The organism is Bifidobacterium choladohabitans, from assembly GCF_016102005.1.
Classification (GTDB): Bacteria; Actinomycetota; Actinomycetes; order Actinomycetales; family Bifidobacteriaceae; genus Bombiscardovia; species Bombiscardovia choladohabitans.
The window spans coordinates 712,256-725,115 of the sequence record NZ_JACFPL010000001.1 but is presented as its reverse complement, the minus strand read 5'-3'; the positions used below and the strand labels follow the sequence as shown (position 1 = coordinate 725,115).

Here is a 12,860-nt window from a genome sequence, read left to right as displayed (position 1 = left end):
CAAGTTCCTTCGACCATTAGATGGATGAAGGGACTTGTCAACTCTTATGTTCAACGGAGGAGTATTTTGATTAATACATCCCTGGCTAAGGCTCAAATCTCTCGCAGCTTGACTAGTCTTCGAATGGTTTCGGTAATTGCGATGTCGATTGCACTTTTCCTAATCCAGTATTCGACGACGCATTATGCTGGCTTTCGGTTAGCTCCTGGTCATGAACTGACTTTCCTCAGCGACGTGATGTTATTCAGTTGCCATGGGACTGGATCGGGACTTTATCTATTCATTCTTCCTTTTCTTGCTGCTCTTGTAGGCGGCAGTGTAGCTGCAATCGAGCGGCATAGTCGACGTATGAGTGGAATGCTGGGACGCGAGGGACGCGGCAAAATCATGAACACCTCGCTGGCATCCGGATTTGTTTTGGGAGGCATAGGGGGGTTGAGCCCGCTTTTGATAAACTTGGTTGTTGCAGCAATCATGAACCCACACATGAATTTCATCAATGGTGATGTCGTGGATGCCACGGGTTTGGTTGACGGATCCAAATATGTGCTCATTTATTCAGATTCGTGGCTGTATCCGTTGTACCGCTTCAATCAGCCATTGGCTATCCTCACGGTTATGCTAATGGTATTCATTCTTTCGGGCCTGTTCGCAGATATTGCCGTCGCTGCATCGTTCTTTACTACCCATAGGTATGTTGAAGTTCTCATCCCCTTCGTCCTTAGCATGCTCTGGTGGATGCTCCCAGGAATGACCAATTTTCTTGTGCCCGACCAATGGAGCCATATGATATTTCTCTTCCCTGCTCCTGGGGGCGCAGATTCTCGACAACTTGTGCAGATCTTCGTAGGAATGGCCCTTTCGGTATGCCTGCCGGTTGTCATATCGGCCTCGCTTGTTGCATTCAAACGAAGCCGAGATGTTTCATGATTAATCATCTGATCTACCTGCGTCGTTCCTCCTTCGGTTCCAAAATGGTTCTTACCGGACTCTTCCTATTTGGCTTTATCTATTGCACGACCCAGTTATTTCTCAACATGGAGAAGGATCCAGTGATGGACTATGCGGGGTTCATGCTCAACTGCCCTACTATCGGAGTATTGCCCGTATTCCTGATGCTGTTATACGCTGGAAGTGCTAGGTATTCGACCTTCGAAATGGTCAGGCGCGATCCGCGTTTGCAGTTGAAAACCAACTTGCTGTGGTGCGCACTTGTCGGTATCGTCGGAGCTTTATACACGTGGCTGTTGTTTTTCTTGATTGAGTTCCCATTGCAGGGCCAGCAGATAACACCTATGGCCTTGTCTGTTTCCCTGATGGTCCCTGTGCAAATATTCATGATGATTATCTCTGTGGGTCTGGTCTGCCTGCTGCTGAACAACCTTGGAATATCCTGGGGACGATTCCTGCCTATTATCATTGGTTTTTTCGCTATTGCAGATTGGTTGTTGAGTCCACTGGCGGGTAACGCTACTAGGTTTGTATTTTACTTTTGGTACCCTGTTGCTCCTTATTGGAAATTTGTGGTTATACAACAGATTGTCCCTTTCATTGTCTATTGCCCGGTTATGGCTCTGGCTAACTCATCAGCTTTCGGTAATACTGATCGACTGGGTGATTGAAATGCACGCGCTACGAAGAGCAATGCAGCAACTTGGACCACGTAACGGTCTGCGGGCCCTTATTCTGCTGGCATTTGCCGTTCTGGTGACCAACTACTATCTCAGTAGGAAACCAAGCAGCATATTTATGGGTATGTACCGTCTCAGTGAAAATCCCCAGGAGTCAAATCTCTTGACTAACATGCACGCCCTGGTTTTCATGATTACTGGAATGGCCCTTCCTCTTGAGCAGCTTTCGGAATACCTGGCTATACCGAATCCGCTGGTCTACATCCGTCAGGATCGGGGGATTCGACATTTCGCCAGTTACCTGGCACTTTTAGCCCTTTACTGCCTGGTCTTTACAGGGATTCAGGCATGCATCTCTTTTGTGGTGATACCTGATCTGGTTCCCGGTCAACTGCTGTCAACCGCTATTTGCGCTGGCCTGACCCTGTTCTGCATGCTTCTTATGGTTAACTGTTCCTATCTTCTGGCAAACCGGGCGGCTGGCTACATTGTTGCTCTCGTTATTTATGCGTCACTGCTGTCTTTTTGGCCGGCTGCGCGGTGGTTTTCCACGGCGCATGCAGGTCCTCTACCCTTATGGCTTCCATCGCTGCTTGCCCTTACGGTCGCGCTGATTGCCGCGAACGCTGTGGCCTGCGATCATCCCCGAATCGCGTGAGTGTCATGAAGCCGCCTCATAGCACAATTAACGCCCATTTGATAAGGAGAACTCCCCATGTTCGTTCATGTTGACAGCCTGAGCAAGACCTACAAAGGCAAGCGGGTGCTCAATCAAGTTGAAGCTGAATTTGATTCAGGACGGATTTATGGCATAGTCGGTCCCAACGGATCGGGCAAGACAATGCTGCTGCGAGCCATATGCGGCTTTATACGGCCGGATTCCGGCAAGGTTACCATTGGAGGTCAGCCTGTGGTTTTCAATCGTCGACTTCCTGAGCCCATCGGCCTGATCATCGAGAACCCGGGGTTTGTGCTCAGTGAAACTGCCATGCAGAACCTCCGTTATCTGGGGAACATCAACCACACTTTTGATGCTGATGAAACTGAACGGCTACTGACTGAATTCAGCCTTGATGGCCATGTGGATGAGAAGGTTAAATCCTATTCGCTGGGCATGCGGCAGAAGCTCGCTATTGTGCAGGCCCTAATGGAACACCAGCGTCTGATTCTGTTGGATGAGCCTACGAATGGTCTGGATGAGCATTCTGTGGGGATCTTCCTGGACGAGATGATCAGGCAGCGCAATCAGGGCAGGACTATAATCATCGCCAGTCACCACCAGGGTGAGCTTAAGCAAATCGCAGATGAATTTTTCCACATGAATGACGGAGCACTTAGCCAGATGCCGTAACGTGCTGGGAGCCTACTTATTCCAATTCCTTTTGGGCTTGACGGTTTTAAGGTTGATACGGGATTCGGTTAGATTCGGTGTCCCTGCCCTGGCTTGCGACTTGTGCGCGTCCATAACCTTATGCTTCCGTCTAACAGTTTGACTCCTGGAGCATGGATCCTGATTCTCGTGCCTGTCCCCGCTTATCCGCATACTGGCAAATATGGGGAACGATGAGCAACAGCATGCAATGGATGTTTTGTCATATTGGTGCGCGGTTGAACTGTTCTCGCCACAAACTTGGAGGGATAACCAGCTCATTGCTTTATCCTCCTCCCGCAACGACGACCACAGGGTAAGCGTTGCTGAGCAGGAGCGACTTCCATGGGATGGCATTCATGCTGATCTTCTCATCGGGCCGGTTGACAATGAGCGTCGTTCCTATACAAACCTCTATAACGACCTGCAGAGCAGGAAAATATACCGGCTGCAGACAGACATGTACGCTCGGCTGACCAAACCTTTCTCGTTTGCGGAGGATACCGAGAATTGGTTGCGCGCGCAGGCGGCAAAATCAGGGCTCGACGAACAGACTATAACCGGTCTGCTTAGGGAGACGAACCGGTTATGGCTAGAGGTGGCTGAGCAGCCCGGCCCTCTGCCGGCAGGTACTGAACTGACGGATTCCATGGTTTCGCGCCTGCTACAGGTGGTGGAAAAGCTGTCAGCAAAGGCCAATCGACCTGGCTCAGCCTGTGCCGTTTACCGCAAGGACTATGACCGTCGATTCGCACGTCGCCCCGTCCACCAGGCAGTAAAACCTGGCGAGAGCTCGGAGCAGCAAGAAGGGGTAGGACGACAAAATCGATGGCTTAGGCATGAACGTTTTCGAATAGCAGTTGGGCTCTCCCAGCGTGTAGTCACGAATGCGCTGTTGAAGGCAGCCAAGCTTGTTCGAGAGCTCTCGCCAGCCGAGGAGACTGCTCAGGATGAGGTGTTGCAGGAGCTTGCCCATCGGCAGAGCAAGCGCGCTGGCGGTCCTTCTGCCGTGGCTTCCCTCATGGAGTTCTGCGTAGGGGATGATGGCTGTCTGGTTCCAAGATCGTTGATGCTCTCGCAATATGCCAAAGCGGTTTCCTGCCTGTTCAATCATGAGGGCTGGCCCGATTGCCCGGCTGGGTGGCCACATATCGAAGTATTTGACGATACGGAAAGCAAACTCAAATCCGAATTCAATCGTCTGGCTGGGGAAGACTCTGAGGACCAGGCAGGTCCGGTCGGCAGATACGAGATCGAAAGCCTCGTTGAGCAGGTAGCAAAACGGATGGGACTGGATGACCGCGCGGTGAGTAGCTCTCCTCTTTTCGCCCGCGCTGACGGCTCTCCTCTGATCAGGGATTATGTCAATTGCCATCTGGAAGCCAGTTCAGAATCGTTGAATGGCGAAATGATGGACTCCTTCTTCCTCGAAGATCTTGAGGACCTTTATCAAAATGGGCCTGAAATATTTTCTGAACCGGTCAGGCAATATCTATCGGTTGGTCATCCTCGACGGTTCAATCTGCAGAAGGACCCCGAAGGGCATCTGGTCGGCGACTTCACGGAACCTGCCAGCATGCCGTTCGGGCGATGGCCGAGTGCTTCCAATCAATTCCAGTCGACAGGCCAACAGCTGGCGATCAATCAAATACGGGCGGCCTTGGAAGGATATGGCAGCTCATCGCTTCTAGGTGTCAATGGCCCTCCTGGGACCGGCAAGACCACCCTGCTCAAGGATGTGGTAGCCGAGATTATTGTGGCCAGGGCTCGGCGGTTGGCAGGATTCTCCCGTCCTCAGGATATTTTCACATCCCGGAGGCTGGCCAGAGCAACCTCGGACGAGGACAAGGACTACGTCTACTGGACGCTTGATCCGTCGGTGACCGGCTTTGAGATTGTCGTTGCTTCCAGCAACAACGAGGCTGTTGAAAACGTCAGCCAGGATCTGCCCAGTGCCGATGCTATAGACACCGAGTGGGAATCCTATATTGACAGTGAATTCAAGCAGGTTCCCTGTGGATTCGCTTTTCGAGACTTTGCCGGGCAGATTGCCGATCGCAGGAGCCAGGATAAGGAGAGTGGTCCTTCAAATACCTCCTCTGCCTGGGCTCTTATATCGGCGGTCTTGGGGAATATGAGCAATAAAAACCGATTCCTGTGGCCCTTCAAAAACGAATTTATCTATAAGTCATTGAAATACATGCCAGGTGAAAGAGGCAGCAGGACCAATTGGGCAAAGGCCAGGAACGACTTTAATGCTGCGCTGAAGAAGGAAGAGAGCATCCGCACCAGGAAAATTGCCCAGTACAATCTTGCGCGTTCTTATTCAGGTCTGTGCAATCAGCGAACTGATCTGTCAGCCGAGCTGAAAACCCTCAATGAACAACTCCTTGGCATGAAGGCAAGCCGCTCAAGGTATGTCGGACAGGTTCAATCAATGGAACGGCAGATGTCGGATGCTGGCCAGGCTGCCAATAATGCGCAAGCTGCTTGGGAACAGGCTGATGGCATTTGTCAGGCTCACTTGTCTTACTGGAAGGCGCATCCGCTAAGGTCGTTTTTCCACAGCCGCGAAAGGCAGCAGGACGAGCTTAAGGTACGTACTGATCTGGAGCAGGCGCGTCGCGCGAAGCAGCATTTTGATGAGCAGGCCAGCACGGTCCATCAGCGGTTGCAGTCCTTCTATGGAGGGTTGGAAGTCGGTGATCAGGAGTTAGGTCGATGCCAAAAACAGATTGCGACCTTGACCAGGCAACTTACTGCTCTTGAACAGCAAATTGCTGAAGCCGAACAGATTCAGTGGCCCAGGCCCGACATTGGCGATGACCATGTTGCGTGGATGGACCAGGAATGGAGCAAGGCGCGGACGGAGGTCTATATCAAGGCGCTGGCTCTTCATCAGCAGGCCGTCATGGGTGCTGCGCACCAGTTCATGTGCAATCTGTCCCTGGCTTGCGCCGTGATGCAGTCGAATGGCTTTACGGATGACGAGAGGTTGGTGGCTTGGCAGACTTTCTTCTTGGAGATCCCAGTCGTCTCCTCGTCCTTTGCTTCAATATCCAGAATGTTTTCGGGGATAGGCAAGGAGGCGCTCGGCTGGGCGATTGTGGATGAGGCCGGACAGGCCCTGCCCCAGGCCGCTGCTGGTCTGTTGCAGCGCGTGAAACATGCGGTTGCAGTTGGAGACCCTATGCAGCTCCAGCCCGTGGATACCATGCCCAAGCCGAAGCGTGAACTCCTGGCGAGCACCCATCACCTGCAGCACCTAGGACTGGAGTCCGAAAACATGCAGGCCTTGGTTGATTACCAGACGCCTTGCGGTCTGCTGGACGAGACGGATGACCACTGGCTGGGGATGCCTCTGGTGGTCCATCGGCGCTGTGGTGAACCCATGTTTTCCATATGCAACGATATGGCCTACTCCGGCAGGATGGTGCGTGTAGGGCCGGAGCATCAGCCCTGTGCCTATCCGTCTGGGCCCTGCGCGGGAGATGAGCTGCCGACCTCCTGCTGGTACGATGTGCCGCCGAATTCCAGCGAAACGGGGAGAACGCAATGGAGGCCGCAGGAAGGCTACGAACTACACAAGCGTCTATGCGGGCTCTTCCAAGGCGGGATCGACCCCACCAATATTCTGGTCATCGCTACGTTCAGAGCTGTGGCCAACCAGGTGCGTGACACCTTCGCGGATGCCTTGCGGCAATGCACTGGTTGCAATGACAGCGAAGCGAGCCGGCTGGCATCAAGCCAGGCCGGAACCGTCCACACCTCCCAGGGGCGGGAAGCCGATGTGGTCTTCATCGTTCTTGGCAGCAGAGCCGGCAAGCGTGGAGAAGGCTCTCGTTCATGGGTTAACGGGTCGCCCAACCTGCTCAACGTCGCCGTGTCGCGAGCCAAGCGTCGTGTCTACGTGGTCGGCAATCTCGCTGATTGGAAGAATGGAACCTATACGTCCAGGATTGCAAAGGACCTACCGGTGGAGGCAAGCGTAGAAAACTGAGTGGAGCGTGAAGATGCGGCCAGAATTCCTTTAGATACAGCACGTCATCCCTGGTCTGTAAGACCAATTAGTTATGCTGCAGATTAAAAAGTAGGGCAGGGTTATTAGTGACTTTGCCTTGCGCTTTGGCTGCCTATTTATTCTCGCTTGACTGCATTCATAATAGGGCCGGAATGGCAATGGGCGTAAAACCTCTGACGTAGCGTGGCTCTGATTAATCAGCTGCCTGGTTCCAAGGCTGTTGCCCTTAAGAGGCGAGCGTAGCTGAGTTCAGTGTCTTTCTCGTTCGGGCGGTTTGGTTGTAGTAGAAGACCGGTTGGCTATCGCTTTCGTAGAGATCCGCTTCGTCAATGTTGGCTTGGAAACATGAGTAGTCGGAATCGCCCAGCGCAGCATGAAGCAATGGATGCATGCTATTGCTGTCAGCTATGCACATTGATGCCTTACCATGCACTGCAATTTTGTATTAAAGTAAGAAATCAGCTGTAATTTTGCACTTTAATGCAAAATTACAGACAACAAGGAAGGTGGGCTCCGATGGAGAAGATGTCTCAGGTTACGGTGCGTATATCCGATGCGGACAAGCAACAGGTGGATCATATCGTGAAGGAGCTTGGTCTGGATATGACTACGGTCACCAGAGCCTTTTACAAGCAGATCATTCGGGAGCAGCGGATCCCCTTGGACTTCAGCTTGGATCTACCTGCCGAAACTGAGGAGGCCTTGGAGGAATCGCGCCGTCTGGCCATGAGGGGGAAGACTAAGGGGTACGCCACAGGAAAGGACCTGGTGGATGGCGTGCTAGCAGCTGCTGGCGCGGACCGATGAGGCTTGCGCTGGTTTCCACTGGTGCTTTTACGAGAGACCTGAAGCGCATGGTTCGCAGGCACGTCTCATTTGAGCCGGTCGAGGAGGTGCTTGATCTGATAGCAGAGAATTCTGAAGCGTCGCTCCAGGCATTGAAGGCGCATCATCGGATGCATATGCTGCAAGGTTATGCGGCTATTTATGAGTGCCATGTGGGCAATGCTGGAGATCTGCTGCTGGTGTGGCATAGGGAGGGCGATGCGGCCTATATTTTGCGACTAGGTTCCCACGATCAGGTGTTGGGTAGGCGCGGTAGATACTGAGATTCGGTAAATAGATCAAGGCTATGTCAGGTACCTAGCCCATCGTTGCGTAAGTGGATAGTATGGTTACATATTGGATTGGTGCGGTGGTACTTGGGCAGCTAATCAGATGCCGAGATTCTAATGGACAGATTTCTGATATGAGCCAACTTCGGAATGTAATCAACGCCTAACTTTTAGCTTTTTGCAGTTCTTTCTACCTTAAATCGAAGACGATATGCGCGTAGTGTTGGAATTGAAATTATCCCACTCCTCCTGGTAGGACAATAAGCGCGGCGAATTTTCGCGATGAATCGTTAGGCGATGTTCAGCTTAGGGTGCTGCTCTGGAACGCTATTGGTCGTCCTAACGCTTTTAATCATGATTAATGGCAATGAAACTAGGTGCGTGTGCTGTCGAATCATGGGTTAGCGATAGTTGATGGGTACAATTTGCAGTGGTGTGTGCAGCTTACTCAAACTGGCGTCTACTTTCTTGTATGTGGAGCGTAGCTGGTAGTAAGAAGAGATGAAACCGATCGAGAATTAACCATGTGATTGACAGGTTATATCTAATTCTCCTGAGCCCCCAAAAACTGAACTTGGACGAAACAATTAAGGACTGCCCATGAAGTCTTCTCGTAAGCAAACTCAGCAGGTGCACTTACAAAAAGCTCGCAAGCATAGTGCGACAGAGCAGATGATGATCACCTTGGTGGATGCTAAATCCCATGATATTACGATTCCCTATGACAAGATAAGCCACTACAAGAGGCTTGCCTCCTTCGCCAAAAGGTCGGGGAAGATTCCTGAAGGGATGCAGATTACGGTTAAGAGAAGTTGGGGACAAAGTGGTGCCGCCGTCAGACTTGAGCCGTTGCCTGCTTGGCAGTTGAAGAAGCTGAAGCCAATCCCGGTGTCTGCACAATTACGTAATCCCAATGATGTGACCACACTACTCAAGAACAGTGATGCGTTCCAAGTCAAGGGCGAACCTAAACATCGTGCGCTGCTTCTGATTGAGGCACTTGTCACTGAGGCTAGACGACGTGGCGTAACGGTCGAGGCGAAATTGGGCGAGCCATTGTTCCCTAACCAGTATAGGTATGACGGCCCGAAGCATGATGAGGTTATGTTCGTGTTCGGTCAGGATGAGTATCGCTTATGGTTTGAACAGAAGACGCTGCACAAGCATCATGAGCCGACCAGAAGCGAGATTAACTGGGCGTGGCGTGGCCGCCTGTTTCCTGATGAGGATGAGATTCCTGACACACATCTGAGTCTGGTCCTGCGCGGCGAGGGCGGCAAGTTCTGGGCTGACCGCTGGGATGATACGGACGATCATTATCTTGAGGATGATCTTGCGCAGATCCTTGAGGAGATGCAGCTGCGCCATGACGCCATGGACGAACGACGGCGTGATGAGGAGGCTGAGCGCAAACGTAAGCAGGAGGAGTACGAGCGGGAACAGGAGCAGTTAAAAGTGCAAGCAGAGAGACGTAAACGACGTCTTGCTGCTGCCACTAGACAGGCAAAGAGAAACTATCACGATCACTTCATCGTTGAGACGATGTATCAGCAGTCCCGACAATGGCAGGGTTCCTTGCTGCTGCGTCGCTATGCGCAAGCTATTGAATCCGCCGCCGCATCCAAACCAAACAAGCAGAAAGTACGAATGCTTGCTTGGGCCAAGCAAATCAATGCCCAGGCCGACAGAGACGATCCTCTACCATTAAGGGCAATACGTCCCAACGTCCCTGAACCTACCGAGACCGAGCTCAAGCCTCTGATTGATCAATTAATGAAAGAGGATTAGTAGCCCCACCACCGTGGAGCACGTCGGTATTCGACAAGTACAGGCCTCTCCGACGGATCAAGTGGACGCTCTACAATCGTGCGATAGTTATACGCGGTAATGCGTTCTTTGACATAGGACTGTTCGATGTACTCAACTGCTTGTTCAAAGCCATTTTTCTTCATCTGATTGAACAGCTCCTCAATCAATATGTTGAGCCGGTGTACTTCAGCCTCAGCCGCCTCGGCGCGCTCCATCAAGGTGACGGCCCGCTGACCACACCATGCACGTAACAATTCATGCAAGGGACGGCCATCTTCGAGATACCGTTCATACTCCCAGTCAGGACTCGTTGTATAGGGTTTGTTGTCCAAGGTGACCGCAGGACTGCCCTTGCGGCACTTCTCTTGGTATTCTTTCTCTTCCTGCTCTACCCAGTCAAGTACGGGTATGGGATTCACCCGGCATGCGTACTGGGCCACGCGAAGCGTACCATAAGGTGACAGGATGGTATCTCCCTCAAGTTTGAAACCGGGAGCCTGGGCGAGCATGTCCTCAGCCGATACCCCAATCAGCTTCTCCAACCCGGTGGAATTATGAATCCGGGTCGTCCAATGCACGGGTGACCACTCCGGTTCCGCAATCTCTTTGGGAATCAACAATATAAACACACGTTCAATTGCGTATTCTTCAATGTCGGAAAGCTCATAGCCCTCAAGGCTCTTCCAATGCGCCATCAGCGCATCATACCGGTCAACATCCGTCCATCGTCCACGCAGACGACTTCCCGGGATATTCTCTCGTGTGCCTTTCTTCTCGCCATCCAGAAACTCCACCACATAGCGCGGGGTCTTTTTACGGTTATCAATCTCAGCGATACGAACACGTTCCGACGACGCATACTCCCGCACCCGATAGATAAGCTCGTCACCAACAGCAATATCATCCATTGCAATTCCTTATTCGAATGTGTCCGACGTCCTTGGATTGATATGAATACTCTAGATGAGGAATGGCTCCAAATAGTCAATTAAGCAGTAATGCCTAAATGATTAGGTTCTAATACTTCCGACAGATGTTCGGCTCGCTTCATCCAGCCAAATTAGTTCGGCATGTAGGGAACTATCGATTTATCACGATTACCGTTTTGCAGGGGCTCTACGAATGTTCCTCATCGGATAAGCTGCTCGAGAGGAATGTAATCCACTGATCGAATGGCAGATTTTGGGCAAGTTGTCGCATCTTTTCAAACGTGTTCAGAGCTTGCGCACTCAGATCGCTGGAAAATGTAAACCCTGGTGCACGAAGCACTTGGTAGTATTCTCTTGCAGAGAGATTCGCCCCAGGGGTAACAGATTTTCGTAACAGGTCGGGATCCAATCCTTGACTATGTGCAAGAGCATTGATGGCATCTTCAGTCACAGATTTTACCGACCGCTCATCGGGGATACAGGCGGAGATTATGAGTTCTTTTTCCATATACTTAGTGACATCAATTGGACGAACAGGAAACTGCATTACAGATGAAGCTAGCATTGCATACCATATAAGCAGGGGATTTTTAGTTGTCGAATTTGCCATTGCCCCTTTGGGAAGACTCCTTGCTGACATTACGTTGTGTACATGTTCAATACCGTTGGATAGATCGAGTCCTAAATTGACATTGACGCCTCTATCCAGACAGCATACTGAGTCAATGCGTTGATCAATCGGAACGTCTTCTTGGATTTTATTGAGTTTGCCTGCATATAGGTTATCCGAAGTTGCTGCGAATACGGTGTAATAAATTGGAGGATTGACATATTGTTTGCCGTATATCGTGTGTGTGGTTTGAATAGCTTGTGGAAAGTATGCAGTGCGTACCAGTTGCTTGACACTTCTACAGTTAGCTAAGCATGTCTCAATATCACTGCTGCGAAGATGTGTTTTAACCTCTACGACGCCGAGTACCCCTTCTGCTGGTACTCGAGCTAACCTTTTATTCTGATCTGCAAACAGCATAGGAGTGTGTTCTGCGTCGTAGAGGATTACATCCTCCTGCTTACTGGTCTGTCCTGTGACATCGAGGATTTCTCCGGTGCAGATTCCAATAGACTGCGGCAGTTGGCTGCGAAGGAATTCTGCGACAACGGTTTCCCCGCCTTCACCAGCCATACCATTGTGATCAAAAGAGATGCGAATTTTTTTGAATTCAGACAGCATTTGTTCAGCGGTATGAGCGAGTATTTGTGATAATCTCGACTCCGTTGGCACGTCCTGGTGTTCTGTATCGTTCATTGTTCAATACTCCCGTATGATGTGTAACGCAATTACATCACGTTGACTTTTGCGCTCCCTTAATATCAAAATATCAAATGACTCGCGCCATCAAACTCTGAGATCAATGTTTACAGTTAGAAATGCTTGCAGGTATTGGCACAAATTCTTATTCTGTCGTTTACCTTGCATAAATCATGATTGATGCTCATTCCGCGGTCTCAGTAGAGACTCCCAAGGCATATCGAACTGTGCTACCAGTTCGGAGATGTTGAGCAGCTTCTATACATTCAATATGTCTTAGGAAGGTATGTCTCTCGGTAAGGGTCATGGCATATGGGTCTCTGATGGTTCCGCCTTGTAGGTTTCTGCGGTGAACCTTACGGTGTTCAGCATCGATTCAGTTGTCACCAGCAAGATTCATGTCGGGGACCTCGAAATAGACTTTGGACCTTCGATTCTGCATGAGCTGTTTAACTGCAGCTCTGTGAATGCGAGACAATAGTCAACGAACTCTCTTTGGTAGAACTTATTGACGGAGGTTTGGACACCACTTTTTGTTATAGCGTCTGTCTGTGCCGTCGGCATTGTCGTCCGTGTGCTGTTCCCTGACCAATCTCTAATACAGGTGGAAAGGAGAGGTTAGGTGACGCAGGGCAGGGGTGTTTGCACGAGTGATTTGTGTCTGCAGAAATTTGGTG

10 protein-coding genes are annotated in these 12,860 nt (G+C 50.9%); 8 read left to right on the top strand and 2 right to left on the bottom strand.

Annotation, left to right across the window (positions count from 1 at the left end; translation table 11 throughout):
* Positions 1-24: 24 nt before the first annotated feature.
* The 8 genes from H3S97_RS03055 (at position 25) to H3S97_RS03020 (ending at position 9,924) form a co-directional block, all read left to right on the top strand.
* Positions 25-930: an ABC transporter permease gene (locus H3S97_RS03055; protein ID WP_198219572.1), complete on the top strand. Its 906-nt coding sequence runs from the start codon at positions 25-27 to the stop codon at positions 928-930.
* Positions 927-1,622, top strand: coding sequence for a beta-carotene 15,15'-monooxygenase (locus tag H3S97_RS03050; RefSeq protein ID WP_198219571.1), 696 nt, complete (start codon positions 927-929; stop codon positions 1,620-1,622). Before H3S97_RS03055 ends, H3S97_RS03050 begins: the two co-directional genes overlap by 4 nt.
* On the top strand, positions 1,615-2,289 hold the full coding sequence (locus H3S97_RS03045; protein WP_198219570.1) for a hypothetical protein: 675 nt from the start codon (positions 1,615-1,617) through the stop codon (positions 2,287-2,289). The genes H3S97_RS03050 and H3S97_RS03045 overlap by 8 nt, the downstream gene beginning before the upstream one ends.
* Before the next feature lie 57 nt (positions 2,290-2,346).
* Positions 2,347-2,982 carry an ABC transporter ATP-binding protein gene (locus tag H3S97_RS03040; RefSeq protein ID WP_045935895.1) on the top strand — a complete coding sequence of 212 codons (636 nt, stop codon included), beginning with the start codon at positions 2,347-2,349 and terminating at the stop codon, positions 2,980-2,982.
* A gap of 202 nt (positions 2,983-3,184) precedes the next feature.
* Positions 3,185-7,000 (top strand): AAA domain-containing protein, encoded by a 3,816-nt coding sequence (locus H3S97_RS03035; RefSeq protein ID WP_198219569.1) that lies wholly within the window; start codon positions 3,185-3,187, stop codon positions 6,998-7,000.
* A 537-nt stretch (positions 7,001-7,537) separates the two neighbouring features.
* Positions 7,538-7,828: a type II toxin-antitoxin system RelB/DinJ family antitoxin gene (locus tag H3S97_RS03030; protein ID WP_232347038.1), complete on the top strand. Its 291-nt coding sequence runs from the start codon at positions 7,538-7,540 to the stop codon at positions 7,826-7,828.
* Positions 7,825-8,130 (top strand): type II toxin-antitoxin system RelE/ParE family toxin, encoded by a 306-nt coding sequence (locus H3S97_RS03025; protein ID WP_198219568.1) that lies wholly within the window; start codon positions 7,825-7,827, stop codon positions 8,128-8,130. The genes H3S97_RS03030 and H3S97_RS03025 overlap by 4 nt, the downstream gene beginning before the upstream one ends.
* Before the next feature lie 606 nt (positions 8,131-8,736).
* The gene (locus H3S97_RS03020) at positions 8,737-9,924 is read left to right on the top strand and encodes a hypothetical protein (RefSeq protein ID WP_198219567.1); all 1,188 of its coding nucleotides are present in this window, start codon (positions 8,737-8,739) and stop codon (positions 9,922-9,924) included.
* On the opposite strand, the gene H3S97_RS03015 is transcribed toward H3S97_RS03020, so the two are convergent.
* The gene (locus H3S97_RS03015; RefSeq protein ID WP_198219566.1) at positions 9,921-10,853 is read right to left on the bottom strand and encodes a hypothetical protein; all 933 of its coding nucleotides are present in this window, start codon (positions 10,851-10,853) and stop codon (positions 9,921-9,923) included. The genes H3S97_RS03020 and H3S97_RS03015 overlap by 4 nt on opposite strands.
* 208 nt (positions 10,854-11,061) lie before the next feature.
* Complete coding sequence (locus tag H3S97_RS03010) at positions 11,062-12,180, bottom strand: DUF6602 domain-containing protein (protein WP_198219565.1); 1,119 nt, start codon at positions 12,178-12,180, stop codon at positions 11,062-11,064.
* Between the last annotated feature and the right edge of the window lie 680 nt (positions 12,181-12,860).

Coding starts and splice junctions, on each gene's coding strand:
- H3S97_RS03055 (WP_198219572.1), top strand. CDS start 25: ATGAAGGGACTTGTCAACTCTTATGTTCAACGGAGGAGTATTTTGATT.
- H3S97_RS03050 (WP_198219571.1), top strand. CDS start 927: ATGATTAATCATCTGATCTACCTGCGTCGTTCCTCCTTCGGTTCCAAA.
- H3S97_RS03040 (WP_045935895.1), top strand. CDS start 2,347: ATGTTCGTTCATGTTGACAGCCTGAGCAAGACCTACAAAGGCAAGCGG.
- H3S97_RS03035 (WP_198219569.1), top strand. CDS start 3,185: ATGGGGAACGATGAGCAACAGCATGCAATGGATGTTTTGTCATATTGG.
- H3S97_RS03030 (WP_232347038.1), top strand. CDS start 7,538: ATGGAGAAGATGTCTCAGGTTACGGTGCGTATATCCGATGCGGACAAG.
- H3S97_RS03025 (WP_198219568.1), top strand. CDS start 7,825: ATGAGGCTTGCGCTGGTTTCCACTGGTGCTTTTACGAGAGACCTGAAG.
- H3S97_RS03020 (WP_198219567.1), top strand. CDS start 8,737: ATGAAGTCTTCTCGTAAGCAAACTCAGCAGGTGCACTTACAAAAAGCT.
- H3S97_RS03015 (WP_198219566.1), bottom strand. CDS start 10,853: ATGGATGATATTGCTGTTGGTGACGAGCTTATCTATCGGGTGCGGGAG.
- H3S97_RS03010 (WP_198219565.1), bottom strand. CDS start 12,180: ATGAACGATACAGAACACCAGGACGTGCCAACGGAGTCGAGATTATCA.